This is a genomic window from Bradyrhizobium nanningense (assembly GCF_004114535.1).
Classification (GTDB): domain Bacteria; phylum Pseudomonadota; class Alphaproteobacteria; order Rhizobiales; family Xanthobacteraceae; genus Bradyrhizobium; species Bradyrhizobium nanningense.
Window position 1 is genome coordinate 394098 of sequence record NZ_LBJC01000007.1, and the last position, 24814, is coordinate 418911.

At 64.2% G+C, this 24814-nt stretch carries 26 protein-coding genes; 14 read left to right on the forward strand and 12 right to left on the reverse strand.

Features of this window, described 5'->3' with window-relative positions; all coding sequences use genetic code 11:
• The first annotated feature begins 79 nt into the window (after positions 1-79).
• Positions 80-1270, forward strand: a complete 1191-nt coding sequence (locus XH84_RS05730; protein WP_128916832.1) for a urate hydroxylase PuuD — start codon at positions 80-82, stop codon at positions 1268-1270.
• A 149-nt stretch (positions 1271-1419) separates the two neighbouring features.
• A complete protein-coding gene (locus tag XH84_RS05735) occupies positions 1420-2277 on the forward strand; it encodes a VOC family protein (protein ID WP_128916831.1) in 858 nt (285 codons plus the stop codon).
• Positions 2278-2542: 265 nt separating this feature from the next.
• Here the strand turns inward: XH84_RS05735 and XH84_RS05740 are convergent, their stop codons facing one another.
• The 4 genes from XH84_RS05740 to XH84_RS05755 all read right to left on the reverse strand — a co-directional run bounded on the left by XH84_RS05740 (position 2543) and on the right by XH84_RS05755 (position 6734).
• Positions 2543-3319, reverse strand: a complete 777-nt coding sequence (locus tag XH84_RS05740) for a substrate-binding periplasmic protein (RefSeq protein ID WP_347338718.1) — start codon at positions 3317-3319, stop codon at positions 2543-2545.
• The gene (locus XH84_RS05745; RefSeq protein ID WP_245471604.1) at positions 3316-3657 is read right to left on the reverse strand and encodes a c-type cytochrome; all 342 of its coding nucleotides are present in this window, start codon (positions 3655-3657) and stop codon (positions 3316-3318) included. The genes XH84_RS05740 and XH84_RS05745 overlap by 4 nt, the downstream gene beginning before the upstream one ends.
• A 51-nt stretch (positions 3658-3708) precedes the next feature.
• Positions 3709-5445: a pyrroloquinoline quinone-dependent dehydrogenase gene (locus XH84_RS05750; protein WP_128916830.1), complete on the reverse strand. Its 1737-nt coding sequence runs from the start codon at positions 5443-5445 to the stop codon at positions 3709-3711.
• A 254-nt stretch (positions 5446-5699) separates the two neighbouring features.
• Positions 5700-6734 carry a L,D-transpeptidase family protein gene (locus tag XH84_RS05755; RefSeq protein WP_128916829.1) on the reverse strand — a complete coding sequence of 345 codons (1035 nt, stop codon included), beginning with the start codon at positions 6732-6734 and terminating at the stop codon, positions 5700-5702.
• A gap of 184 nt (positions 6735-6918) precedes the next feature.
• Here XH84_RS05755 and XH84_RS05760 point away from each other — a divergent pair, with 184 nt between their 5' ends.
• Positions 6919-7881, forward strand: a complete 963-nt coding sequence (locus XH84_RS05760; RefSeq protein ID WP_128916828.1) for a lytic transglycosylase domain-containing protein — start codon at positions 6919-6921, stop codon at positions 7879-7881.
• Positions 7882-7921: 40 nt separating this feature from the next.
• Here the strand turns inward: XH84_RS05760 and XH84_RS05765 are convergent, their stop codons facing one another.
• Positions 7922-9043 carry a DUF1236 domain-containing protein gene (locus XH84_RS05765; RefSeq protein ID WP_128916827.1) on the reverse strand — a complete coding sequence of 374 codons (1122 nt, stop codon included), beginning with the start codon at positions 9041-9043 and terminating at the stop codon, positions 7922-7924.
• Positions 9044-9127: 84 nt separating this feature from the next.
• Between XH84_RS05765 and XH84_RS05770 the strand changes: the two genes are divergently transcribed.
• Positions 9128-9589: an NUDIX hydrolase gene (locus XH84_RS05770; protein ID WP_128916826.1), complete on the forward strand. Its 462-nt coding sequence runs from the start codon at positions 9128-9130 to the stop codon at positions 9587-9589.
• 40 nt (positions 9590-9629) lie between these two features.
• Here the strand turns inward: XH84_RS05770 and XH84_RS05775 are convergent, their stop codons facing one another.
• Positions 9630-10613, reverse strand: a complete 984-nt coding sequence (locus XH84_RS05775) for a Bug family tripartite tricarboxylate transporter substrate binding protein (RefSeq protein WP_128916825.1) — start codon at positions 10611-10613, stop codon at positions 9630-9632.
• A 452-nt stretch (positions 10614-11065) separates the two neighbouring features.
• On the opposite strand from XH84_RS05775, the gene XH84_RS05780 reads away from it, so the two are divergent.
• Positions 11066-11722 carry a hypothetical protein gene (locus XH84_RS05780; protein ID WP_128916824.1) on the forward strand — a complete coding sequence of 219 codons (657 nt, stop codon included), beginning with the start codon at positions 11066-11068 and terminating at the stop codon, positions 11720-11722.
• The gene (locus XH84_RS05785; RefSeq protein WP_128916823.1) at positions 11719-11994 is read left to right on the forward strand and encodes an HGGxSTG domain-containing protein; all 276 of its coding nucleotides are present in this window, start codon (positions 11719-11721) and stop codon (positions 11992-11994) included. Before XH84_RS05780 ends, XH84_RS05785 begins: the two co-directional genes overlap by 4 nt.
• Positions 11995-12052: 58 nt before the next feature.
• Here the strand turns inward: XH84_RS05785 and XH84_RS05790 are convergent, their stop codons facing one another.
• The 4 genes from XH84_RS05790 to XH84_RS39535 form a co-directional block, all read right to left on the reverse strand.
• Positions 12053-12217 carry a hypothetical protein gene (locus XH84_RS05790; RefSeq protein ID WP_245471605.1) on the reverse strand — a complete coding sequence of 55 codons (165 nt, stop codon included), beginning with the start codon at positions 12215-12217 and terminating at the stop codon, positions 12053-12055.
• A gap of 194 nt (positions 12218-12411) precedes the next feature.
• Positions 12412-12639, reverse strand: a complete 228-nt coding sequence (locus XH84_RS05795; RefSeq protein WP_128948016.1) for a hypothetical protein — start codon at positions 12637-12639, stop codon at positions 12412-12414.
• Between the two features lie 165 nt (positions 12640-12804).
• A complete protein-coding gene (locus tag XH84_RS05800; protein ID WP_128916821.1) occupies positions 12805-14223 on the reverse strand; it encodes a TAXI family TRAP transporter solute-binding subunit in 1419 nt (472 codons plus the stop codon).
• Between the two features lie 86 nt (positions 14224-14309).
• A complete protein-coding gene (locus tag XH84_RS39535) occupies positions 14310-14555 on the reverse strand; it encodes a hypothetical protein (RefSeq protein ID WP_164935867.1) in 246 nt (81 codons plus the stop codon).
• 92 nt (positions 14556-14647) lie between these two features.
• Between XH84_RS39535 and XH84_RS05805 the strand changes: the two genes are divergently transcribed.
• The 6 genes from XH84_RS05805 (at position 14648) to XH84_RS05830 (ending at position 21777) form a co-directional block, all read left to right on the forward strand.
• On the forward strand, positions 14648-16180 hold the full coding sequence (locus XH84_RS05805; RefSeq protein ID WP_128916820.1) for a CYTH and CHAD domain-containing protein: 1533 nt from the start codon (positions 14648-14650) through the stop codon (positions 16178-16180).
• A gap of 10 nt (positions 16181-16190) precedes the next feature.
• A complete protein-coding gene (locus tag XH84_RS05810) occupies positions 16191-16571 on the forward strand; it encodes an avidin/streptavidin family protein (protein ID WP_128916819.1) in 381 nt (126 codons plus the stop codon).
• A gap of 126 nt (positions 16572-16697) precedes the next feature.
• Complete coding sequence (locus XH84_RS05815; RefSeq protein ID WP_128916818.1) at positions 16698-17945, forward strand: MFS transporter; 1248 nt, start codon at positions 16698-16700, stop codon at positions 17943-17945.
• 31 nt (positions 17946-17976) lie between these two features.
• Positions 17977-19170, forward strand: a complete 1194-nt coding sequence (locus tag XH84_RS05820; RefSeq protein WP_128916817.1) for a M20/M25/M40 family metallo-hydrolase — start codon at positions 17977-17979, stop codon at positions 19168-19170.
• 93 nt (positions 19171-19263) lie between these two features.
• Positions 19264-20352 (forward strand): mandelate racemase/muconate lactonizing enzyme family protein, encoded by a 1089-nt coding sequence (locus XH84_RS05825; RefSeq protein WP_128916816.1) that lies wholly within the window; start codon positions 19264-19266, stop codon positions 20350-20352.
• 276 nt (positions 20353-20628) lie between these two features.
• A complete protein-coding gene (locus tag XH84_RS05830) occupies positions 20629-21777 on the forward strand; it encodes an amidohydrolase (RefSeq protein ID WP_164935942.1) in 1149 nt (382 codons plus the stop codon).
• A 1-nt stretch (position 21778) separates the two neighbouring features.
• Here XH84_RS05830 and XH84_RS05835 read toward each other — a convergent pair whose 3' ends face one another.
• Positions 21779-21994, reverse strand: coding sequence for a hypothetical protein (locus tag XH84_RS05835; RefSeq protein ID WP_128916814.1), 216 nt, complete (start codon positions 21992-21994; stop codon positions 21779-21781).
• Between the two features lie 92 nt (positions 21995-22086).
• On the opposite strand from XH84_RS05835, the gene XH84_RS05840 reads away from it, so the two are divergent.
• Entirely contained in the window at positions 22087-22809 is a 723-nt protein-coding gene (locus XH84_RS05840; protein WP_128916813.1) for a DUF72 domain-containing protein, read from the forward strand.
• Positions 22810-22811: 2 nt separating this feature from the next.
• Here XH84_RS05840 and XH84_RS05845 read toward each other — a convergent pair whose 3' ends face one another.
• On the reverse strand, positions 22812-23999 hold the full coding sequence (locus tag XH84_RS05845; protein WP_128916812.1) for a CaiB/BaiF CoA transferase family protein: 1188 nt from the start codon (positions 23997-23999) through the stop codon (positions 22812-22814).
• 269 nt (positions 24000-24268) lie between these two features.
• On the opposite strand from XH84_RS05845, the gene XH84_RS05850 reads away from it, so the two are divergent.
• Positions 24269-24727, forward strand: coding sequence for a hypothetical protein (locus tag XH84_RS05850; RefSeq protein WP_245471606.1), 459 nt, complete (start codon positions 24269-24271; stop codon positions 24725-24727).
• Positions 24728-24814 lie beyond the last annotated feature (87 nt).

The following is a 24814-nucleotide window of genomic DNA, read 5'->3' on the forward strand; positions in this document are numbered from 1 at the left end:
CAGAGAGGTGCGACACATTGGTAGGGCGGGGTTGCGGTCATCAAGCTGCGGCATCGCTGTCGCAATTGATGGGATGATCATGTGGGGATCCATCATATCGGAATGGGCGAGCCTGCTGCTCCGCTGGCTGCACGTGGTGGCGGCGATCGCCTGGATCGGCAGTTCCTTCTACTTTATCGCCCTCGATCTCAGCCTGAGGCCGAGACGCGACCTGCCGGATGGAGTCCAGGGCGAAGCCTGGCAGGTCCATGGCGGCGGCTTCTACCGGATCATGAAGTACCTGGTCGCGCCCAGCCAGATGCCGGACGAGCTGACCTGGTTCAAATGGGAGGCGTACACCACCTGGCTGTCCGGCTTCGCGCTGATGGTGGTGGTGTATTATCTCGAGGCCGACCTGTTCCTGGTCGACAAGTCGATCCTCGACCTCACGCCGTTCCAGGCCGGCCTGTTCAGCCTCGCGAGCCTCGCGCTGGCGTGGCTGCTCTATGAGGCCGCCTGCCGCAGCGGACTTGCGCAGCGCGAGCTGCCCTTTGCCCTCGGCTTCTATCTGTTCCTGGTCACGCTCACCTATGCCTTCACCCATGTGCTGAGCGGCCGTGGCGCGTTCAATCAGATCGGCGCCATCATCGGCACCATCATGGTCGCCAACGTCTTCACGCTGATCATCCCGAACCAGAAGAAGATCGTGGCCAGCCTGATCGCGGGACAGGCCCCCGATCCGAAGCTCGGCAAGGCCAGCAAGGAGCGCTCGGTCCACAACAATTATCTGACGCTTCCCGTCGTGGTGCTGATGATCAGCAACCACTATCCCCTGCTCTACGCGACCCGCTTCAACTGGATCATCGTCGCGATCATCCTCGCGCTCGGTCCCGTGATCCGCCATTTCTTCAACGAGCGGCATGCCGGGCGCAAATCGCCATGGTGGATATGGGGCGTGACAGCAATCGGCGTGATCGCGATCCTCTTCCTCTCCGCGGCCGGCCCACGCGAGGTGACGACGGGCGCGCTGTCAGCGCAGCCGACGCTCGCCGCCGTCGAGGAGATCGTGATGTCCCGCTGCAGCATGTGCCACGCGGCCGAACCGGCCTGGGCGGGCATCGTGACCGCACCAAAAGGCATCCTGCTCGATGCGCCCGAGCACATCCACCGCAACATCCGCCTGATCGGCCGTGTCGCAGCCTGGTCCAGCGCGATGCCGCCGGGCAACATCACCGAAATGACCAGCCAGGAGCGTGCCATCCTTGCCGCCTATGTCGAGCAGGCGCACTGACCTCGTCACGCGTCGACACCGCATTCTGCGGAATGAAATTCCGCATGCTCCATTGAATTGAAAATGACATAGCTGCCTATCCGGCGTAGACAGAGCAAGCGGCTGCCGGCGCGGCGGTCCAAGTCAGTTTGCATCCGCGGGGAAGAACAGTGGCCCTCAAGAACGTCATCGGTATCGACCACGCCGTCGTCATGGTGAAGGACCTCGACAAAGCCGCCGAGACCTACCGGCGGCTCGGCTTCACCGTCTCCCCGCGTGGCACCCATAGTGCGCATATGGGCACCGGCAATTACACCATCATGTTCGATCCCGACTATATGGAGCTGCTCGGCGTGCTCGCCGCGACCGAACACAACGCGCCGGCGCGCGCCTTCCTCGACAAGCGGGGCGAAGGCATCGAGCGCATCGCCTTCACCGCAGTCGATTCCGCTGAAGGCGCGGAGGAGATCCGCGCACGTGGCCTAACGCCGATCGGTCCGACCGATTTCGAGCGGCCGGTGACGCTGCCTGACGGCACGGTCTCGGCGGCAAAATTCCGCACCTTCATGTGGCCGACCGCCGAAGCGCCCGGCGGCGTGCGTATCTTCGCCTGCCAACACAAGACGCGCGAGACCGTGTGGATTCCCGAATTGATGAAGCACGCCAACGCGGCGAAGCGGATCAAGCAGATTCTGATCGCAACGCCCGAGCCGGCGAAGGAAGCCGCGCATCTCGGCCAACTGATCGACCGCGAGCCGAAGGCGGAGTCCGACGGCGCCGTGACCGTGCCATCCGGCCGCGATCGTGCCGACTTCGTCTATCTCACGCTGGAGCAACTCGGCAAGCGCTATCCCGGCGTGCCGCTCGCCGGCCTCTCCGAGCGCGGCGGCGCGGCCCTCGTGCTCGTCAGCAGGGATCTCGCGGCGACGGAGAAGGCGCTGGGGTCGAGCGCCGTGCGCAGTGGGCCCGCGATCTGCGTGCCGCCAGCCAAGGCCAACGGCACCCTGCTCGCCTTCGTTACCGCCTGATTTGAACGAATTCTTTAACGGGTGTTGCCCGGGGCCGCTAGGATTCCCTGCGATCCAAGCCACCGGGGCCCAAGCCATGTTCAAAGAGGCATCGCCGATCGCTTATGACGCGCCGGCCGAATTGAGGAAGTGGCCGTCGCTAAAAGGCGAGCGGCAGAAGGACCGAGGCCTGCCCTATCTCGTCAACAACTTGCTCATCAGCTCGCGGACGCAATCGGCGAGGGTGCCGTCCGTTGCTCCACCAGTTCTTACCCCGGGAGCTCGCTCATTTTGGCGACTGCAATTCGACGTTATAATGCGCATAGATCCGCGCGAGGGTGCCGTTGGCAAGCAATGCTTCAAGGGCTGCGTCGAGTCCCTGCCTGAGCTGCTCGTCTGGGCTGACCATCCCAACAGCGACATTCCAGTTCAGGTCGGGATCATCCTCAAAAGCAGGAATACGACGCAACTGCGCATCGGGATGAACTTGGTTGAACCAACCAACTGCAGCGGGCGTAACCGCCGCGGCGTCGATCTCGTTCTGAGCAAGCGCGTCCATGATTTCATCCTCGAAGACAAACGGTGAGGTTTGGACGCCTCGCTTGCTGAGTGTCATGGAGGCGATCGAGCCGACCTGTACCCCAACACGCTGGCCTGGCCTCAAATCTGCGAGTGACGCTGCGCTGGAGTTTGCACCGACCGCCAACGCGACACCGCTGCGCTGGTAGGGTCGCGACATGCGCAACCCCACCTCCGCCAACGCCGCCCGATCCGCTATCGCATCGAGGACAATGTCGCAGTCCGCGCGGCGGTACTGAAAGCTAGTGACGACCCACCGTTGTTCCAGCGAGACCCCGAGCTGGTTTGCCAACGCCTTGGCGATTTCGACCTGAAATCCAGGATGGGCATCGCGCCTGCTGGCAAACGGTAGCGCGTTTGGGTGCGCGCAAAGCGTCAGGGCGCCGCGCTCACGAATTGCCTCCAGCGAGCGCGCTGAAGCAGCAGTCGCGCCGAACAGCATCAGCAAGATCACCAGAGTGACACGGCGCATCTCGGGCTTCACTCCTCAATGCTCCGGATATAGGCCAATATTGCCATGATCTGGCTCTCTGAAAAAGCACCTCCAAAGGCAGGCATCGCGCCGGACTTACCCTTCTTGATCCGCTCCACGATAAACTCGTCGCTGCGTGTCGTGCCCGCGAGCTTCGGTCCTTTGCCGGCGGCGCGGCCGCCGTTTTCGTGACAGAACCCACACGAGGTGGCGAACATCGTCCCGCCCTCGATGTCGCTCTCCTTAGCCGATTGATCCTGATTGGGAGCCTGGCTCTGCTGTGCGTAGAGGTCGCGCGACAATGACAGCGCAATGCCAGCGATGAGAGTAATCGACTTCAACATCGGCATCTGGACTGCAGAGGCAGGGTGCGACCACACCCTGCCTCTTCCCACCATGAGTTATTGCTTCAGCGTAAAGACAACGAGCGCCCCGGCATCCTTCGGCATGCTCGTATAAGGTTCGCCGAAGAGAGCTGGGAATTCGTCCGCCACCATGCCGCCCCATCCGGCCGGTACCGCGATGTATTGTTTACCGCCGGCGCTGTAGCTGATGATGCCGCCATTGTGGCCGACGCCATTGTAATGCGACCACAGCTCCTGTCCGGTCTCCGCATTGTAGGCGCGCAACACACCGCGCGAGTCCGGTACGAACACTAGATTGCCGGCTGTTGCGAGCACACTCGCAAGCGGCGGCTCGTCGAAATTGACCTCCCATTTCTTGGCGCCGGTCACGGGATCGCGAGCATCAAGATGTCCACGCGCCGATCCGTCCGGTGGCGGAACGAGCTTGAAATTCGCACCGATATTGAGCTGCGCCATCGGCTCGGTGATTGGCGTGGTCTTCACTACGTCCACATCCATGCACCATTCCTGCGCGATCTTGTACCACAGGCCGGTCTTCGGGCTGTAGGCGCCTGAGTTCCAGCTCACGCCGCCGGCGATCGCCGGACAGAGTGGCTCGCCTGCCTTGCCAAGTGACAGATCGCGCCGACCGATCAGCTCGCCGGTCTTCGGGTCAATGTCCTTGACGAAGTTGATGTTCTTCGCGATCCGCCAGACGTTCTGCACCTTTGCATCGGCCCGGTCGTAGACGAAGACGAATCCGCCCTTGTTCGGATGCACGACGAGCTTGCGGCCGTCGCGGTCGATCATCAGGAACTCCCCGACCGCCGAGTCGAAGTCCCATGCGTCGTGTGGCAGCTCCTGGTGGTAGAACTTCAGTTTGCCGGTATCGGGATCAAGCGCGATGACTGATGTCGTGTAGAGGTTGGTGCCTGGCCGTGGCCCGCTTTTCTGCCAGTCCGCGCCCGACCAGTCGTAGAGCGGTGCCGGGTTCGCTGTTCCCCACCAGATGGTGTTGGTTTCAGGATCATAGGTGCCCGGCATCCATGCGCCACCGCCGCCGGTACGCCAGGATTCGTTGCCCCAAGTCGCCTTGGCTTCCTCGGTGCCGGCGACCGTGAGGAATTCCCATTTCTTCTTGCCCGTCTTGATATCGACGCCGAAAAGCGGACCGCGCGAGGTCCATTCGCCGCCCTGGCTGCCGATGATGACGGTGTCCCTCACCACCAGCGGCGCGCCCGTGAAGCCGACAGTGAGCTTCTTGGAATCGACGAGGTGGGTGTTCCACACCTCCTTGCCGGTTTTCGTGTCGAGCCCAATCAGATGCCCGTCGACGGTGCCGACGAAAACCTTGCCATCGCCAAGCGCGACGCCGCGATTGTATGGCGAGTGCGTCTGCATAGACACGAGTTCCTCGTCGAGCTGCGGGAAGTAGGACCAGATCATCTTGCCGGTCGCACCGTCGAGTGCGTAGACGCGACTGTAGGAGCCCGAATAATACAGCACGCCGTCAGCGACGAGCGGCATCGTCTGCAGGCCGCGGGTCGAGCGGCCGGGCATATGGATCCACGCAACTTCGAGGTTCTTCACGTTGTTCGCGTTGATCTGATCAAGTCCGCTGTAGTGATACGATTTGTAGCCGCCGTGATAGGTCAGCCAATCGCTTGGGTTCTGCTCGGCCGCCTCGATGCGAGCGGGATTGATCTCTGACGGCGCGATGGCCCAAGCCAGTGGTGCAACAGCGATCGCGGCCAGTGCGGCAACACAGGTCAGGTGCCTTGTACTGACTGTCATTGTTTTCCCTCCCTTATTGTATCGCGGGAACTACATCCAAAGCCTGCTGCGGCAAGCTGCCTTATCCGTACAGTTCGACTCCTGACCTCGGCGAGGGGTTTAGACAGCGGACGGTGATCGCTGCGGCCGAGTGGTGCATTCAGCAGCGCCGGAGCATCATGATGAATTCAATGCTCAAAGTAGTACGAGCGCAAGCGACGTATTTTGGCAGCCACACTGTCCCAACACCCATGTGAGCCGACGCATCGCCATCGCTAGTTCGCCGCGCGCTTGCCAGCCGTCGTGCCCCGCTGCTTTGAGGATGATTCCGTCGGCGCATCCAGGAAGACCACGGGTGTGCCGCGCTTGACGTTTTCGCCGAGTGCACGCGCGTCCCAGTTGGTGAGCCTGATGCAGCCGTGAGAGGCGGACTTGCTGACCCTGTCGGGCTCCGCCGTCCCGTGGATGCCATAGCCCTGCTCCGATAGCCCGATCCAGTACGATCCCACCGGGTTATTGGGACCCGGCTTGATCTCGAAGGGCCTTTTGGATTTCACGCTCTTGAACTTGTACTCCGGATTGTAGTGGTAGGTCGGCAGCTCATGGGTGCTGGTGACCTTCAGCGTCCCCGTCGGCGTCGGGCGATCCGGACTGCCGATCGACGCCGGGTAGGACGCGACCAGACGACCTGAGCTCTCGAAAACCTTCAGCGTCGCGCGCGTCTTGTCGATCTCGATCCGAGCGATGCGCGGAAGCTCCCGGCGCGCCGGCACGTTGGCGACGACAATCGTCTCGCCAATCTTGTCGAAAGCCTTCCCCGGATTGAGCGCCTTCAACAGCTCCTCGCTCATGTGGAATTTTTCCGCGAGCCCTTCGAGCGGACTGGTATAGCTCAACGCGTCCAGCGACTTCATGTCGTCGAGCTTGGCCGGAAGCTTCTTCAAGAACGGTCCCTTCACATCCGCATCGGTGATCTTGTAGTCGACGACGACAGGACCCTCGCTCGCTGCGTTCAGCTTGTCCCACAGTTCGGGGGCGATCGTCTTGTCGAAGCCAGCACCGTTCTGCTCGGCGAACGCCTTCAACGCCTTCTGCGCGTTCTCGCCGAGCTTGCCGTCGATCTGGCCTGGCGAGAATTGCGCACGATCGAGCAAAATCTGAAGCTTCGTCACCGGCGCGCTGATCTTGTCCGCAGCCAGCTGCTTTTCCGGACGCGCCGCGTCGTTCACAGCCCTCGCATCGAGGTTGCCCGCGAGCACCGGGCAGACGAGCCACAGCGACATCACCACGCCAAGCATCCATCGCATCATGATCGCTCGTCCCGTCTTGAAAATAATGATCCGCAAAATCGCGGGCAGTTTCTCTTTGGGAACACCGTAGTAACACCGAAGGAACCGGTGAGATCGCAGCTTTGCCGCAATCGGAAGGTTAAGAACTTCCTATCGCCGGCGCTTCGCTGGCCGTTCATCCCACAGTTCGAGGTTGCCCCAGCAAATGCGATTCGTCGTCGCGGCTTGCGCCGCGTTTCTGATTCTGATGTGCGACCTCGATCCGTCGGCGTCCCGGCAAACATCAACTTTCGACACCGCCATTCTTCAGAACAATCATGCCTCGCCCCTGGTTCCGGTGGTCGAACTCTTCCTCGCCAGCGTGCAGGCCATTGAGCTCGCCAACGCGCGCGCGGCGCATGAGGAAACGATCGAGCCGCTGCGCGCGAGCGAACCCGTCGCCGAGGCGCCGATTTCAGCGACAGATAAATTCTGCCATGCGCTCCGCGAAGCCGCCGAGGCCAGCGGCATTCCCGTGCCATTCTTTGCCCGCCTGCTCTGGCAGGAGAGCCGCTTCAAATCCAACGAGGTCAGCCAGGCCGGCGCCCAAGGCGTCGCGCAGTTCATGCCGGAAACCGCCGCCGAAGTCGGGCTCGACGATCCCTTCGATCCCATGAAGGCGATGCCTGCATCGGCAAAGTTCCTGCGCAAGCTGCGCGATGATTTCGGCAATCTCGGTCTCGCCGCAGCCGCCTACAATGCAGGCCCGGGTCGCATTCAGAAGTGGCTCGCCAAGGAGAGCGAGCTGCCGCGCGAAACGCGCGACTATGTCCGCATCATTACCGGCACCAAGGCCGAGGACTGGATCGAGCGGTCGGAGGCGCTTGCGATCCGGATCGACCTGCCGCGCGAGGCACCTTGCGAAGGTGTCGGCAGCCTGTCGAAGGCAAAGGACGTCGCTTGGGTTCCGGTCAACCTGACGCCGTCGGCCATCGCTCTTATTCGCAAAGCCGAGCAGCTCGCCGCGCGGCTGGCGACGAGCCGTGCCCGCAAGCGGTTCGCAACCCTGCTCCGGAAGACGGCTTCCACTCGCGGCAAGGCGCGCAGCATGATTGCAGCGCGCGCGGCCGGAAAGAGCGCGAAAGTCCGCGCCGTTCGCTTCGCATCACGCGAACGGCCCTCGGGCTAATGTTCGGAGCCACCCGCTTGAGTGGCTCCGACGTTCATTGCTAGTCGATCTCCTCGATCACGCGTCGTTCGCGGGGCTCGATGACGTAGGTCCGGCTGTCGCGATGGATGTAGCGGTATTCCCTCAGATCCGGCGCATCCCGATACACCGTGCTGGGGAGTTCCTCCACTTCGACACTGTCCGGGACGCGATCGCCGACATGGATCTCGGTGCGCGCCGTGCTGCCGGTGGTCCGCGCCTCGCTTCGCCCTTCGGTGCGGGTCTTCGCATGCTTGCGGATCACCTCGCGATCGCGATCGGAGAACTTGCTGGCGCTGCGCTCGCGCGTGGTCGTCGTCGTTGTCGCAGTGGATTGCCCCGAATACGGCAGCACCGTCACGATCTTGTAGGTTGCAGGGTCGACCACGACGATCTGATCCTTGACCAGCGCAAAGCTGTAGCCGCGATATTGCGGCACGATCTCGACGACGTCGGGCGGCAGTGTCGAAAGATGCACGTCGCGCGGCACCACCGTGCCGACATTCAGTGAGAAGTTGACACGGGTCAAAGGCTGAACGTTCAGGTGCGAGATCGACGTGCTGATCTTTGTCTCCTGCTGCCGGTTGAGATTCACGTCGGTCTGCGCGGCCGCCTGTGAACCGGTTCCCGTCCGCTCGCCCTGCGCCTGATTGCTGGTCGGCGCATTCGGTGCCTGCTGAGCCTGGTTGGTCCCGGACGCCGCTGGCGCCTGCTGGGCCTGGTTGCTGTTGGCCGGAGGCGGATTGGACCGATCCTGCGCCTGGTTCGTGTTCGCCGGCGGCGGGTTGGCGCTCTGCTGGGACGCAGGCTGGTTGCCGGCCGCGTTCGAATTCGCCGTGCCGCTCTGCGGCCGCGAGGTGTCCGCGCTGTTCGCGGCATTGTTAGATGTGCTGGAATTGGCAGCCCCGGACGGCGCGGTGCTCTGCGCATTCTGTGCCGACGTTCCAGTCGCCGGAGATTGCTGCGGCTGCGATGTGGTGCGCTGCGTATCAGCAGTGCTGGATGGCGAGGTAGTGGACGGCGCGGTGGACTTTGATTGGGCTTGCGGTGTCTGCTCGGACTTCGTGGCCGTGCTTGGCGATTGCGCGAAGGCGGCGTTCGCCAGCACCAGCCCCAGGGCGGTGGTTGCCAACAGGCGGATCATGGGTCACTCCCTTTTATCAAATGAACATGGCTACTAACCTGCGCTAAAACCGCCTGTTCCACTTTTTCCTGCACGGAACCTGCGATGCCATCGAACAGTGCCGGGATCGTCGCCTATCGGAAGCGCCGGAAGCTCGAGGTCCTCCTCGTTCATCCCGGAGGGCCGTTCTGGCGCAACAAGGATCTCGGCGCATGGTCGATCCCCAAGGGGGAATATACGGACGAGGAAGATGCGGAAATCGCCGCACGGCGCGAGTTCGCCGAAGAGCTTGGGCTTGAGCTGTCCGCGCCGCTGACCGCGCTTGGTCAGGTCAAGCAGCGCGGCGGCAAGCTCGTCACTGCGTTCGCAGCCGAGCTCGATCTCGACGTGCGCAGCGTTCGCAGCAACACGTTCGAGATGGAATGGCCGCCACGGAGCGGCAAACAGCAGGCCTTCCCCGAGGTCGATCGTGCCGAATGGTTCACGCTCGATGCGGCGCGGGCGAAGATCAACGCAGGACAACGCCCGCTGCTCGATCGGCTGGCGCAGCTGGCCGGCGGCGAGTAGCGACCACCGCAATCATGATCAATTTCCGCAAGCGGCCTTCTCACTCGGCCTTGATGTTCGCCGCCGACACGACCTCGGCGAGGTCCTTCGTTTCCTTCGCGATCTTCGCGGCGTATTCGGCAGGGCTGAGCACGCTCACGACGCCCTGCGAGCCCAGCTTCTCCGCGATTGCCGGATCCCTGGCCGCCGCGACGATCTCACGGTGCAGCGTCTCGAGGATCGGCGCCGGCGTCGACTTCGGCATGAAGAAGCCGACCCAGAACGAGATGTCGAAGCCGGAATAGCCGGCCTCGGCAACGGTCGGCACATCGGGCAACGACGGCAGCCGCTCGGCCGACGACACCGCGAGTGCGCGCAGCTTGCCGGCCTTGACCAGCGGCACGGCGGAGAGCGGGTCGAACACCGCCAGCACCTCCTGTGCGAGGATGCCGACCTCGGCAGCCGAACCGCCGCGATAAGGCACGTGGATCAGCTTGATGCCGGCCTTCTGGCTGAGCAGCTCCATGGCGAGATGGGCAAGGTTGCCGTTGCCGCCCGAGCCGTAGGCCAGCGCACCGGGCGCGGCCTTCGCGGCGGCAACGAGATCGGCCACGGTCTTGATATCAGCGGTCTTGGGATTCTCCGGATTGACCACCAGCACCAGCGGCGCCGACACGACGGTGGTGAGCGGCGCAAAATCCTTTTCCGGATCGTAGCGGATATCTTTGAACAGCGTCTTGTTGAGCGTGATGGTGGAGGAGTTGCAGGCGAGCATCGTGTAGCCGTCGCCGTCCGCACGCGCGACGCCTTCGGCTGCGATCATGCCGTTGGCGCCGGCGCGGTTCTCGACCACGAAGGGCTGCCCGAGCTTGCTGCCCAGGCGATCACCGATGATGCGCGCGGCGACGTCGACTGGTCCGCCGGCGCTGAAGCCGACCATGACCTTGACCGGCCGCACCGGATATTTCTGCGCCATGGCCTCCGTCGACAGCGCAGAGGCGCACAATCCGGCGATGACGGCCAGCAGGCGGACGGTTCGTTGCATTGGTTCTCTCCCCAGGCCTCACGGCGCCGCTTGTGCAGGCTTGTTGGTGCGACGCATCCGAGGATCATGAATAGCGGCCATCGCGGATTTCGCAATCGCGTTTGGGCGCCGGCATTCCGCCGCACGGCACGCGCGCGGCCCTCCAAACAATAAATGCGAAAACAACCCCATGCACAGTAGACGGCCCCAGTCGAAACAAGGGCTTACGCGCGGACACCTGCCTTCGGATAGTGCGAAATCGATTTTGACTCGTCGGGCAAAACAGGGGCATAATGGCATCATCGCGATGACCGTAAGCAACCCGGCCTGCCCGGCCATGGACGCCTCGTTTCGATCGCGCACAAGCCCTTCATCGACATCTGAAGATCGCAACCGCCGCACGGCAGCTGCGCGGCTCGGCATCGCACCAGCGAGCCGCCGCGCGCCGACCGCGGACCCAAGGAGATATCGACATGACGACAGCCCTGACACGCAACAGCACGACGCCCGTCACCAAGCATGACGGCAGCAAGCCGAGCCCGCGGATCAAGCTCACCCAAGAAAGCATCCTGATCCAGCATCCCGACGCGCAGGCCGGCGAACGGCTGTTGGGCGAGGCGCTCGGCGCCGTCGACCGCGACGCGCTGCACGGCATCCTCAAGCAATTGATGAAAGCCAGCGTGATCCTGCAGAAGCCCGATGAAGCCAACCTCGCCTTCATGGTCTCGATGATGAAGGGCATCGCGCCCAGGGATTCACTCGAGGCCATGCTGACGGCGCAGATGGTGTCGGTTCACGTCGCCACCATGCGCTCGGCCTGTCGTCTCGCCTTCACCGAGGATCTCTCGCAGCAGGAAGGCATCGCGCGCACGATGACCCGGCTGGCCCGCACCTTCGCAGCCCAGATCGAGGCGCTCAACCGCCACCGCGGCAAGGGCGAACGTCCGATCACGGTGCAGAATCTGTCGGTGCAGGACGGCGGCAGTGCGATCGTGGGAAATGTCGCGCAGCATGCGCACCTGACTGTCGGCGAGCCGGGCACTTCGATTGACGCGGGACTGGTCCCGTCCCGCGAAGCCGGCGACCACGAGCACGACCGGACCGAAATGCTGCGAGGTGCCGGCGCGTGAGTGCCGATCACGTCCGCAACACGCGTGCGATGTCGGCAAGCCCGCGCTGCGGGGCCCGCACCCGCTGCGGGCTCGCCTGCCGCGCCCCGGCCGTGCGCAGCAAGCTCCGCTGCCGCATGCACGGCGGCGCCGAGGGATCGGGCGCCCCGTGGGGCAACCGCAATGCGCGCAAGCACGGCGCCTTCGCGCAGGAACGGATTGCGGAGCGAAGGGCGATCCGGGAGCTGCTCGGCGAGGCGGGAAAGCTGTTGAAGGAGCTGGACTCGAACTAAGGGAAACGGGTCATTTCGGAAGTTAAACGCCAATATCACCGGCTCGCCTGCCGAAAGACTAGCGCGGGGCGTTCTCCGGATTGGCGGCAGCAATCTGCAGCCCTGCCTCCTCCAGCGCCTGGGCAATCTGCTTCGCCAGAAGCTTGGCCTCTTCGGTCCCGATCTGTGCGTCGGGATGTCCCTTGAAGAACGCACAAATGGTCGTGGCGATGATGGTGTTCACCTGGTGCAAATCATCCATTTGATGCACACGAAGTTGCCAACTGCTTCACCCGGATGGGATGGCGCGTCGGCCCGCATAAGGAGAAGGGTCAACGCAAGCCAAAGAATGACAGAATGGCCGCGATCACGACGACTAGTCCTACGAGATAAATCAGGCCGTTCATTGCAGTTCTCCTTTCCGATGGATGACTGAATCTATCCGGGGGCCGCGAGCCCGCCCTTGTTGCCGCCCTGCTCATCGAGCGCGAGCTTTTCGAGCTGAACTTCCTTCTCTATGGCGGTCAGAGAGTTACCGATCTTGTCGACGATCCTGATCAGATCGGCATCGGAGATCTTGAGGCGCCTTCGAACGGACTTGACCTGCCCTGCGTTCGCAAGATCAAGCGTTGTGCGAATGACCCGTGGTGGTTTTGAGCACAGCATGAGCAGGTCTCCTGACGAGGGTAAGAGCGATGACATCTCTTTTGTTCCTCTTCCACCAGACCGCTCGGCCCTGAATGACGAATAAGCGAGAGCTCGATCCTACTTTGCATGGCCCGCCAATTGCGTCGCAGAGATCGACAGCGGCAGCTTGAGACGGTGGTCGCCTCATCCTCGCGGCGAGGTCGCCACGCCTCGAACGGTTTCGAAGCTGGCGCGCTGCAACGCGGCCCGTCGTTCCGCGATAGCATTGCTCAACAGCCCGAGCACCAGACCCAATGCCGCGAGCTCCTCTTCCTCGATGGCGCCGTCATCGTAGCATTCGAGCGTTTCACCAATGATGGCGTCGGCCTCGCGCTGCAGGACCAGAAGATCCTGGTTGGATTCCGCGGTTCGCGCGCTGGAAACCATGGCCAGGATTCTCTTGCGGTGGCTGTTGGTTTCCTCTCTTTCATCCCGATTCAAATAGCGCCGCAACCAGGCGGCCGCCGAGCCGATCCCGGAGAGAAGCAGCAGCCCGAACCAGAAGTAATCGCCATACCGGTCGAGGAAGGTACGTTCGTTGCCGTCGATGACAGCCGCCGCGCCCCGATGCACCTGCAGTTCGGCGTCCTTGTCGACGTCCGGCTTGGTAATGTGCGCAGCGCCCGGCACCTGCCTCGCAATCGCCTGGCGAACGGCAAAGAGCTGGCGGAAAAAGGCGGCGACCGTCGTTTCAGGCAGGGACTTTCTCGCCACGATGAGGTGGCTGACGCTGACCGTTTCGACTTTGTCACCCGGCCAGGCCGGATCCGCATTGAAGACGCTGGGCGGAATCTCCTCCGATTCATACCGGGGATGCTTCAAGGCGATCGCTTCCGATGCCTCGATGGCGAGAAACTTCGGCGCGCCGCGCACCCGCGCCGTTGCAGCCACGGCATCGGATGTAATCTTGCTGTCGAGCGGCCCGACCGCCATGAATGCATCGATGGTCAGATCGCGCGCCAACTCCTCGGTCTGGTCCGTGCCAAAGTGTGTCACCACGACCTTTTCCGCCTCCACTCCAGAGGCGCTCAGGATGACGCGTAGCAATGCCGCGTTGACCGGGGTCCGGCCGATCACTCCGACGCGGCGCCCTGCGAGATCGGCGACCTCCTTGATTCTCGGCGAGGGCTTTCTTTTCGCGGTTTTGCCGTTGGGCCGAGACGGAGCCCACAGCACGACGAAGTTCTTCCGTACGACGGCGACGGTCTGGGCCTCGGTGGGCATGTCCAGATCGCCACGGCCCACGGCGAGGTCGGCCTTGCCGGCCCCAAGCAGAGCGAGAGACTCCGCCGCGCCATCGGTCTTGATCGGGCGCAGCCTGACAGTCCGACTTTCGGCGCCAAAGGCATCGGCCATCGCCTGAATGACTTTGTGATCGTCGCTGCCAGGTGGTCCAACGGCGATCCGGAGGACGTCGGGCCGCAATGCGTAATAGAGTGCGCCGGCCGCGCCGCCAAAAACGAGGAATCCCACGGCGAGAACCAGGAGCAAGGAATTGCTTCTCCTCCGCTCCCGGCGGGCCGCCTCGCTGGTCGTCCGACCTATACTCTCCGACGAAGACATTGCCGCCGCTGGCCGCAGGTGAAGGCGCTTCCTGGTAGGCAGGATGCCAGTTTTTCCCGGGTATAACGTCTGGCGGCCGTCCTGGTTCAGGACCCCCGTGGTGGGAGACCCGCCGAGACGGGCGTCGAGCCGCACAGGCCGCGCGTTTCCGGCGTCATGGCGACCAGCGGTCGTGCTCCTCGCGATAGGCCTGCTTCGTTGAGGCGATCGGCAATATCCCTCTCCACGGGCTCGCTCTCCGCCTCTGCAAGCGGCTTGCCCTTGTTGGTCATGACGGCGGTCTCGCTGGCTTCGACCGGGAAGTCGTCCGGATGGATCGCGGGCTTTCTCATCAGCTCGCGCGAGGGTTCCCATTGAAATGCTCGGGGGCGCCGGAACTTCCCGCGGGGACCAACTTTGAATTGGCTAAACGGGCGCGTTCGCCATGACCACTGAAACGGAACTGAAATTCCGCGTTGCGCCAGGAAAATTGTCGTCATTGCTGCGGAAGGGTGGCTTGACCGGACGGCGCGGCGACCAGACCGAGCAATCGCTCGTGTCGACCTACTACGATACGAACAAGCATAGGCTCAGACGCCATGGCCTGACGCTGCGCGTCCGCAAGATCGAGGATCATTACGTGCAGACCGTGAAAGCGGGCGGCACGGGCGGCGTGACGCGGGGCGAATGGGAGCGCGAGGTTTCCGGTGCAAGCCCCGATCTCGAGAAGACGAAGCATACGCCGCTCCAGGAGCTTGCGACGCGAAAGCTTCGCCGCAAGCTTGCGCCTATGTTCCGGACCGACATTCATCGCATGGCGCAGGGGCGGCGCGTCCGCAGGAGCCAGATCGAGCTTGCGGTCGACCGTGGCCGCATCAGGGCCGGGCGCCGGTCGCGGCCCGTTGCCGAGCTGGAGCTGGAACTGAAGTCCGGACATGTTGCAGACCTGTTCCGCCTTGCCCGCGATCTCGAGCGCAAAGCGGGGGCCGAGCTCGATCTGCGCTCCAAGGCCGAGCAAGGTTATCTGCTGGTCTCGGGAAGCGGCAGCGGCGCCCAACGCGCCGAATCGATCGCGCTGAAGGCGGGACTGTCACCGCGCGAGGCCTTCCGCCCCATCGCGCATTCGACGCTACATCAGATCACGGCCAACGCCGATCCGGTACGCGACATGGACGCCGAGGGGGTCCATCAGATGCGCGTCGGCCTGCGGCGCCTGCGTGCGGCCATCTCGCTGTTTGCCGATCTTCTGCCGCGCGCGAGCACCGCACGGATCAAGACCGAGCTGAAATGGCTCACGGCCGAGCTGGCGCCGGCGCGCGAAATCGACGTGTTCCTGAACGAGAGCATTCGGCCGATCACCGAGCAGGGGGTGCCGCGCCGCGGCGCCCGCGCGATCCGCAAGCGGTTCTCCCGGCAACGGATGGCGGCATTCGGGCGCGCCCGCGCGGCGGTCATGTCGGCGCGTTACCGCCGCCTGCTGATCGACGTGGCCGAATGGATCGAAGGCGGCCGGCCTCGCGCCCATGACGATCGAAATGACGAGCGCACGATCGCCGCCTACGCCGCGGAGCTGCTCGATCGGCGCATCCGAAAGGCGCGCAAGCAGGGCAAGCGCCTGACCAATCTCGAGCCGATGCAGCGCCACAAGCTGCGAATCAGGATCAAGAAGATTCGCTATGCCGTCGATTTCTTCGAAAGCCTCTATAGCGATAGCCAACAGAAGGAGCTTGCAGAGCTCTCCGGCCGCCTCAAGCAGATCCAGTCCGCGCTGGGATCGTTGAACGACTTCATGGCGCACCGCGAGCTGGCGACGGAGGCTGCGCTGACGGCGCCGCCTGAGCATCGCCGCGCCCAGGCTTTCGCCTCGGGCGTCATCGTCGGTCAGGAGCGCAAGGCAGCCGATGGTCTGATGCAGGCTGCGGCGAAGGAGCTGTATCGCTTGCGCCGACTGCGCGCTGTACCGGATGTGCGGGCATAGGAGAACCGGCATGGGACACGATGTTGCCTGGGTCGGCAATTGGCGAAATCAATTCGGCTCGACCTTACGCATCACTGACGATGCCCACGGCCGTATCGAGGGGAATTTCGAGACTGCGCTCGAAGACAGCGGCTTTTACGGGCAAGCGGTGCCTATCACCGGGTTTCACAAGGGCAATTGCATCGCTTTTGTCGCGGTAGGCTCATCTGCGACGGGCGACCGCGCCGTCTCCTATACCGGACTGCTGCGTCACGGAAAGATGGAGACGGCCTGGTTCGTGATCGCAGACCAGGCGCTGAGCGCGTCCAGCGAAGGCGAGCCGGCGAAGCTGAAACCGCTGAATTGGTGGCGCGCCGTGACAACGAACGTCGATACGTTTGAACGAATCTAGCGCGCGGCTCCCCCGGCCGACGATGACAAGCCACGCAATCCGGAATAACGGGGCTGCCCGGCCCGCCATTGGCAGCGGACTTGCGATCGTGTAACCGCAGCGCAAAGCTTGCCGGGACGAACGCTCATGACGATGGCTGCCACGAACGAGGCGGGAGATGGCACCCGCGCGCTGATCTTTGCGCTGCTTGCGCTCGCCTGCGGCCACATGCTCTCGACCTTGCTGCGCACCATTCCGGCCGTCAGCCTCGATCTGATGGCGGCGGATTTCCATCTCGAGCCGCAGGCGCTGGCGAGCCTCACCTCGATCTATCCTTTCGCTTTCGCCGCGGCGCAGATCCCGGTCGGGGCGGCAATGGATCGGTTCGGCGTGCGACCGGTGTCGCTGAGCCTGCTCGCGGGGACCGTGCTCGGCGCGGTGGCGTCGGGATTTGCCACCGGCCCCGCGGGCTTTGCGGTCGGGCAGTTCATGCTGGGGGTCGCCACCTCGGGCATGCTGATGTGCCCGATGACGCTGGCGGCCAAGCAATTGTCCGCGGCGCGGTTCGGGCTGTGGTCGGGCGCGATCCTCTCGATCGGCAATATCGGCATGCTGCTGTCGGCGAGCCCGCTCGCCTTCGTGGTCGACACTTGGGGCTGGCGCGCCGGGTTCTGGATCTCCGCATCTGGCGGCGTCGCGGTCGCACTCGCCGTGTTCGCGCTGGTGCCGCACCAGCCGGCCGAACACAAGGACGATTCCTCGCCGCTGTCGCAGATGATCGAGGTGCTCAGGCTCGGCCTCTCGCGTCCCCTGCGCGGCCTGATCGCGCTCGCGCTGGTATCGCTGGCGACGTCGCTTGTGCTGCGCGGATTGTGGGGCGGGCCGTGGCTGATGCAGGTCAAGGGACTGTCGCGGGTCGAGGCCGGCAACCAGCTCGGTGCCTTCACGTTGGCGATGATCGCAGGTCCACTTCTCATCGGCATGATCGACCGCAGGCTCGGACGCCGCCGCGATCTGGTGGCGAGCGCGCATATGGCCGGGGCGCTGCTGCTGGCGCTGATGGCGCTCGGGGCGCCGCATTACGCGGTGGCCGCCTTGTTCGGAATCGCCGTGATGCCGCCGCAATACGATCTCGTGCTGTTCGTGCTGATCGGCCTTGCGACCTCCGCCCAGCCGCTGATCTTCGGCATGTCCCGGCAGCTGGTCGATGCACAAGTCGCGGGCAAAGCTCTGGCGGCCGTGAACCTCGCCTTCTTCCTCGGCGCGGCCTTGATGCAGTCGGTGACCGGGGCAGTCGCGGCGCTCGCGGGATTGCCGGCCGTGCTGCTGTTCATGGCTGCCATGCTGGCGCTCGGCGTGCTGATCTTTTTGACTTACACGTCGCCGCGTTCGTAAGGTGCAGGCCGGTTCGCCAAAGGAAAGAATCATGCCCGTCGACACCAAAGCCGCCACCGACCGTCTCATGCGCTTCCTCGCCGTCGAGGGCGTGACCGGACAGGAGGCGGCGATCGGGCGTGAACTCACGGCCGCCTTGAAAGAGGCCGGCGTGCCGGCGAAGGCGATCCGGCTCGACGACGCCAACACGCGCATTCCCGTGCCGACCGAGACCGGCAACCTCATCGTTGACCTGCCCGGCCGCGGCGCGCTGCACAACCAGCCGCGCATCATGTTCATGACGCACATGGACACCGTGCCGCTCTGCGCCGGCGCCAAGCCGAAGAAATCGGGACGCAAGATCGTCAACGAAGCGAAGACCGCGCTCGGCGGCGACAATCGCTGCGGCTGCGGCGTGCTGGTGACGCTGGCGGCCGAACTCGAAAAGCAGAAGCTCGACCATCCGCCGATCACGCTGCTTTTCTGCGTACGCGAGGAGAGCGGGCTCTACGGCGCGCGCCACGTCAAGCTGGACGAGCTCGGCTCGCCCGTGATGGCGTTCAACTATGACGGCGGCTCCGCCTCCAACGTCGTCATCGGCGCGGTCGGCGCCGACCGCTGGACCGTCGAGATCTTCGGCCGCGCCTCGCATGCCGGCGTCGCGCCGGAGCGCGGCATCTCCTCGACCATGATCATGGCACTGGCGCTCACTGAGGTGAAGTCCGGCGGCTGGTTCGGCAAGGTGGTGAAGGGCAAGCGGCAAGGCACCAGCAATGTCGGCCCCGTCACCGGCGGCGAGGGCCGCCCCGCGGGCGATGCCACCAACGTCGTCACCGACTACGTGCATGTGCGCGGCGAATGCCGCAGCCATGACGGAAAATTCTTCAAGGAGATCACCAAAGCCTACAAGGCCGCGTTCGAGAAGGCCGCCAAGAAGGTGACGAATGCGCAAGGCAAGTCCGGCAAGGTCAAGTTCAAGGCCGAGACCGACTACTATCCGTTCCGCATGAAGGACAGCCAGCCCGTCATCAAGCGCGCGGTCGAGGCTGTAAGCGCGGTCGGCGGCACTCCGAACGTCCGCACCGCCAACGGCGGCCTGGATGCCAACTGGATGGTCCGCCACGGCATTCCGACCGTGACCTTCGGCGCCGGTCAGAACGAGGCACACACGATCGACGAGTGGATCAACCTGGACGAATACGACCGCGCCTGTGCGCTGGCGCTGCAGCTTGCGACGACGCGGTGAGATAGATTCGTAGGTGGGTTACGCCAGCCGACTGCGCTTCGCGCAGGCGCTCGCTAACCCACTCTACGAAATAAAAAGAAAAAGGGAGGCCACATGCCACGCATCGCGACGATTGAGACCGGATTGTACCGGATCCCCCTCCCCGTCACGCTGTCCGACTCCACCCATGGCGAGATGGCGGCGTTCGAGCTGATCACCTGCCGCATCCGCGATGCCGATGGCGCCGAAGGCGTCGGCCACACCTACACCGTGGGCCGCAATGGCGGCGCTGTCGCCGACATTCTCAGGCGCGAGATCCCCGCGCTGGTCGAGGGCCGCGAGGCCGACGATACCGAAGCGATCTGGCATCACGTCTGGTGGGCGCTGCATTATGGCGGGCGCGGCGGGCCGGTGGTGCTGGCGCTCTCCGCGCTCGACATCGCGCTGTGGGATTTGAAGGCGCGGCGCGCCAAGCTGCCGCTGTATCAATTGCTCGGCGGCTTCGATGCGCGCGTGCCGTGCTATGCCGGCGGCATCGACCTCGATCTCTCCGTGGACGAGCTGCTCGCGCAGACCGACGGCAACCTCGCGAAAGGCTTTCGCGCCATCAAGATGAAGGTCGGCCGGCCCGACCTGAAATCCGACGTCGCAAAGGTCTCTGCCATGCGAGAACATCTCGGCGACGGCTTTCCGCTGATGGCGGATGCGAACATGAAGTGGACCGTGGAGGAAGCGATCCGCGCCGCGCGCGCTTTCGTTCCCTACGATCTCACCTGGCTGGAAGAGCCGACTATCCCCGATGACGTCGCAGGCCATGCCCGCATCATGCAGGCCGGCGGCGTGCCGATCGCGGCGGGCGAGAATTTGCGCTCGCTGTGGGAGTTCAAGAACTACATCACGAGTGGCGCGGTGTCCTATCCCGAGCCCGACGTCACCAATTGCGGCGGCGTTTCCGCGTTCATGAAGATCGCGCGGCTGGCGGAGGCTTTCAACCTGCCCGTCACCAGCCACGGCGCCCACGACATCACCGTGCATCTGCTCGCGGCCTGCCCGAACCGCTCCTATCTGGAGGCCCACGGGTTCGGGCTGGACAAATACATCGAGCACCCGCTGGTGCTTGAGGACGGCAAGGCGCTGGCACCCGACCGCCCCGGGCATGGCATCAGCTTCGACTGGGCGGGGCTTGCGAAGCTGGTGGGGTAAGCTCGGTGCCCTGAACCTCTCCCGCTTGCGGGAGAGGTCGCGCCGAAGGCGCGGGTGAGGGTTCTATCCTCTTGGGGAGTCCCACTGCGGAGACACCCTCTCCCCAGCCATCCCCCGCAAGCGGGGGAGAGAGCGCACCGTCTTCAGAGAGCTCGCACAGTGCTGACGACGGCGAAAAAGGACATTGTGCACGCGAGCCATTCCCCAACGCTTGATGCATGCGGCGGATAATCCGTTATGGTGGCGACAACCGACACCTTGCGAGAGACACCCGCCTTGACACCCGAGCTGCAGCAGAAACTGACCGAATGGCGCCGGCACCTTCATGCCCACCCGGAGCTGTCGCTCCAGGAAAAAGCCACCGCCGCCTTCGTGCAGGACAGGCTCACCGAGCTCGGCATTCCATTCGAGGCCGGCATCGGCGGCCATGGCATCGTCGCGACCTTGACGCGCGGACATGCGCAAAGGCGGGTCGGCGTGCGTGCCGACATGGATGCGCTGCCAATCACCGAGGACACCGGCCTGCCCTATGCGTCCAAGATATCAGGCGTGATGCACGCCTGCGGCCATGACGGACACACCACTTCGCTGCTCGGCGCCGCCGCGCTGCTCGCCGCCGATACCAGCTGGAGCGGCGCGGTCGACTTCATCTTCCAGCCGGCCGAGGAAGGCTTTGGCGGCTCGCGCGCGATGGTCGCGGCCGGGCTGTTCGACCGCTTTCCGATGGAACGTGTGTTCGGCTTTCACAATTGGCCGGGCCTTGCCGCCGGCACCATTGCCGTGCATGACGGCGTCGTCATGGCCTCCGGCGGGCGCATCACCATCAGCATCGAGGGCCATGCGGGCCACGCCGGCATGCCGCATCTGACGCGCGATCCGGTGGTGGCGGCCGGCCATCTGATCGTGGCGCTGCAATCGGTCGTGGCGCGCGGCGTCGATCCGCTCGACACCGCCGTGCTCTCGCTCTGCACCATCGAAGGCGGCACCGCGCCGAACCAGATCGCCGGCCGCGTCACCATCCGCGGCACGCTGCGCTACCACCGCGAGGCGGTCAAGGACACCATCCTCGACGGCATCGAACGGACCTGCGCCGGCATTGCGACCAGCTTCGGCGTCAAGGTGACGCCCGAGATCGTCTGGGGTGTGGGTGTGGTGGTCAACACGCCCCTTGAGGCGGACCTGGCGCGCATCGCTGCCGAGAAGGTGCAAGCGCCCGTGCGGCGCGACCTCGCGCCCAGCATGGCCGGCGAGGATTTTGCCCATTACCTGCAGCAGCGGCCGGGCGCCTTCGTCTGGATCGGCAACGGCGAATTGCGCGACGGCGCCGAGCTGCACGGCCCGCGCTACGATTTCAACGACGCGATCTTACCCGTAGCGTCGAGCTGGATGGCCGAAGTTGCCAAGGCGGCGCTGGCGTCGAACTAGCTCACGAGATCTCGCGCGGCAGCTTCCAGTCCCGCTTCGGCTCGAACGTCTCCTCGACGCGTGCGACGTGATATCCGGCCGGCAGCAGCCGGCCGCCCTCCTCGTCCGCGACCGGAACGTCGGTCACGAGTCCCTCGATCAAGGCGGCTTCCCACACCTCTTTCTCGGTCGGAAAGGGATCGCCGATCTGCTTGCTCCCTTCGAACAGCGCGTACATCGGTTCCTGTCCTTGCGTTGGCGATTTCACCAGCAACGTATCGACCGCCTGGACGTTCCCCTCCGGCAAAGGCAACGGAGGGCACGAAGACAATGGCGCGCGTTCTGGTCGGAACTTCGGGCTGGCATTACGATTCCTGGCGCGGCCCGTTCTTCCCTGAAGGCGTGACGCTGAAGCAGCAGCTCAGCTACTACGCAGAACAGTTCGACACCACGGAGCTGAACGGCGTGTTCTATCGCACGCCGACGCCCGAAGCGGTGACGGGCTGGCGCGAGCAGACCGGCCGCGACTTCGTCTTCGCCTGGAAGGCGTCGAAATTCATCACGCACTGGAAGCGCCTGTCGGAGCGCTCCATCAACAGCCTCGAACTGCTGGAGGACCGCATCTCCAGGCTCGGCGGCAAGGCCGGGCCGATCCTGTTCCAGTTGCCGCCGCAATTCGAGGCGAACGCCGACCGCCTCGCATCCTTCTTCAAGCTGCTGTCGCGGAAACGGCGTTACAGTTTCGAATTCCGTCATCCGAGCTGGTATCAGCCGCGCATCCTGCGCATGCTGGCGGACGAGAACATCTCGCTCTGCCTGTCCGACCATCACGATGCGCCGGCGCCATGGAAGCGCACGGCGGATTTCGTCTATGTGCGCGGGCACGGCCCGAGCGGACGCTATCACGGGCACTACACCAAGGCCGCGCTGGCGCAATGGGCCAAGCGCATCAAATCCTGGAAGCGGCAGGGCTGCGACGTCTACGTCTATTTCGACAACGACCAGAAGAGCGCGGCACCGGCCGATGCGCTGGCGCTGAAGCAGTTGCTGTGACGCTAGACGATGCCGCCTCGCCGAAGCGCCGCGATCTCTGCTTCGTCATAACCGAGCTCGGCGAGGACAAGATTGGTATGCTCGCCGAGCGTCGGCGCACGGTGCGCGATTTCGCCCGGCGTCTCGGACAGCCGGACCGCGGCCCGTGTCACCGGCGCGGGCTTCGGCAGGCCGGGATAGTCGACATCCTGCATGAAGCCGGCGGCACGGATGTGCGGATGATCCAGCGCCTGTTGCGGTGAGAGCACGGGCCCGGTCGGAATCATCGCCTGGCCGAGCGTATCGACCGCCTCCTGCGTGGTGCGCTCGGCGCACCAGCGCGCCATCCGCTCGCTGATGACGGCGCCGTTGTTGCCGCGGCTGATATCGTCGGCAAAGCGCGGATCTTTCAGCCACACCTCCTCCTCGCCCATCAGCCGCGCCCAGCGCTTGAACAGCGGATGTCCGGTGACCTGACACAGCACCCAGCCGTCTTTGGTGCGGTAGATGTCGGCGGGAGCCGCGGTCTGGCCGAGATTGCCTGTCGGCACGCGATTGACTTTGATGATTGCCTGCTCGATCAACGTGGCGTTGGTGAAGGACAAGGCGGTTGCGAGCAGCGCGCCCTCGACGACCTGCCCGCGTCCGGATTTGCCGCGCTCGATCAGGGCTGCGAGCGTGCCGAACGCGCAATGCAGCGCGGTGCCGAAATCGACCCAGTTCACCGCGGCGCGATACGGCGGATCGCCAGCGCCCGTCATGTACACCGATCCCGACATGACCTGCCCGACAGCGTCGAAGCCGACGCGGTCGGACCAGGGCCCCGGCCCGCCGAACGCGGTCGCCGTGGTCAGGATGATGTCGGGCTTGATCGCCTTCAAGGATTCGTAGTCGAGCTTCATCGCGCGCAAGGTCTGCGGCGGCAGATTGGCGACGACGACGTCCGCGGTCGCGATCAGGCGGCGCATCACCTCCTGCCCTTCAGGCTTCATCGGGTCGAGCGTGACGCACTTCTTGTTGCGGTTGACCTGGAGAAACAGCGCGCCTTCGCCGTTTTCGCCGACCGGCGCCACGAAGCGATCCTCGCTGCCCTCGCGCTTCTCGATGCGAATAACCTCGGCGCCGAATTCGGCCAGCAGCGTCGCGCAATAGGGCCCAGCGATATAGCGCCCGAAATCGAGCACACGCACGCCCTCCAAGACTCCTGCCATCGATCCCTTCCCTGTTGTTTGTTGCAGATTACAGGGAAAGGCTGCCAGGGCAAGCTGGGGAGCGGAAATGCACATGCGACTTTCATCATCGCATCGGAGCGTGGGTATTCCCATTCAGCCAAATGCTGACGACGGTCTGATGGTTGACTCCCGACGCATCCTGCGTCGCGGGGCCGCAGCTCATTCCGCTCGAGACTTTGCTCCAGCACAAACTCCCGCCCGTCGCGATCTTCCACCTGAAAGCAAGGAGATTTTTCGGAGGAAGTCCCGTGATCATCACAAACAAGTCGCTCATATTGGCAGTCCTCGCACTCGGCGTCGCCATGGGGCCGCCCGCTCTCGCCGCGGGTCCGCACGCGCATGACAAACCAGCGGCCGCAGTCCAGCTCCGGTTAGACCATGGCAAGAAATGGCCGACGGATGACGTCTTGCGCCGAGGCATGGATGACATCAGTCTCGCGATGAGACAATCGCTGGCCCCCATTCACAGCAATGTGTTCACGCCTGCGCAATACGAGGCTCTGGCGACGCGAATCCAGGCGCGGGTCGATGACGTGGTGGGAAACTGCAAGCTGCCCGAACAGGCCGACCAGCAACTCCACCTTGTCCTCGAGCAAATCATCGACGGCGCGGCCAAGATGAAGACTGGGACCGGCCGCGATCAAGGAGCCATCAAGATCGTGCGCGCGCTTGCTCAATACGGTGCGTATTTTGATCATGCCGGCTGACGACCGCCGGAACATTGAGATCTCGTGGCGACGGCTGCCGCCGCCATCGCTGCGGAGCCAAGTTCCTCGGCCTACGCCCGGCTATCG

Coding starts and splice junctions, on each gene's coding strand:
- XH84_RS39535 (WP_164935867.1), bottom strand. CDS start 14,555: ATGAGAAAGCCCGCGATCCATCCGGACGACTTCCCGGTCGAAGCCAGC.
- XH84_RS05780 (WP_128916824.1), top strand. CDS start 11,066: ATGACGACAGCCCTGACACGCAACAGCACGACGCCCGTCACCAAGCAT.
- XH84_RS05760 (WP_128916828.1), top strand. CDS start 6,919: ATGCGATTCGTCGTCGCGGCTTGCGCCGCGTTTCTGATTCTGATGTGC.
- XH84_RS05820 (WP_128916817.1), top strand. CDS start 17,977: ATGCCCGTCGACACCAAAGCCGCCACCGACCGTCTCATGCGCTTCCTC.
- XH84_RS05825 (WP_128916816.1), top strand. CDS start 19,264: ATGCCACGCATCGCGACGATTGAGACCGGATTGTACCGGATCCCCCTC.
- XH84_RS05845 (WP_128916812.1), bottom strand. CDS start 23,999: ATGGCAGGAGTCTTGGAGGGCGTGCGTGTGCTCGATTTCGGGCGCTAT.
- XH84_RS05810 (WP_128916819.1), top strand. CDS start 16,191: ATGGGACACGATGTTGCCTGGGTCGGCAATTGGCGAAATCAATTCGGC.
- XH84_RS05730 (WP_128916832.1), top strand. CDS start 80: ATGTGGGGATCCATCATATCGGAATGGGCGAGCCTGCTGCTCCGCTGG.
- XH84_RS05835 (WP_128916814.1), bottom strand. CDS start 21,994: ATGTACGCGCTGTTCGAAGGGAGCAAGCAGATCGGCGATCCCTTTCCG.
- XH84_RS05770 (WP_128916826.1), top strand. CDS start 9,128: ATGCCATCGAACAGTGCCGGGATCGTCGCCTATCGGAAGCGCCGGAAG.
- XH84_RS05750 (WP_128916830.1), bottom strand. CDS start 5,445: ATGACAGTCAGTACAAGGCACCTGACCTGTGTTGCCGCACTGGCCGCG.
- XH84_RS05765 (WP_128916827.1), bottom strand. CDS start 9,043: ATGATCCGCCTGTTGGCAACCACCGCCCTGGGGCTGGTGCTGGCGAAC.
- XH84_RS05805 (WP_128916820.1), top strand. CDS start 14,648: ATGACCACTGAAACGGAACTGAAATTCCGCGTTGCGCCAGGAAAATTG.
- XH84_RS05745 (WP_245471604.1), bottom strand. CDS start 3,657: ATGCCGATGTTGAAGTCGATTACTCTCATCGCTGGCATTGCGCTGTCA.
- XH84_RS05755 (WP_128916829.1), bottom strand. CDS start 6,734: ATGATGCGATGGATGCTTGGCGTGGTGATGTCGCTGTGGCTCGTCTGC.
- XH84_RS05800 (WP_128916821.1), bottom strand. CDS start 14,223: ATGTCTTCGTCGGAGAGTATAGGTCGGACGACCAGCGAGGCGGCCCGC.
- XH84_RS05795 (WP_128948016.1), bottom strand. CDS start 12,639: ATGCTGTGCTCAAAACCACCACGGGTCATTCGCACAACGCTTGATCTT.
- XH84_RS05840 (WP_128916813.1), top strand. CDS start 22,087: ATGGCGCGCGTTCTGGTCGGAACTTCGGGCTGGCATTACGATTCCTGG.
- XH84_RS05775 (WP_128916825.1), bottom strand. CDS start 10,613: ATGCAACGAACCGTCCGCCTGCTGGCCGTCATCGCCGGATTGTGCGCC.
- XH84_RS05815 (WP_128916818.1), top strand. CDS start 16,698: ATGACGATGGCTGCCACGAACGAGGCGGGAGATGGCACCCGCGCGCTG.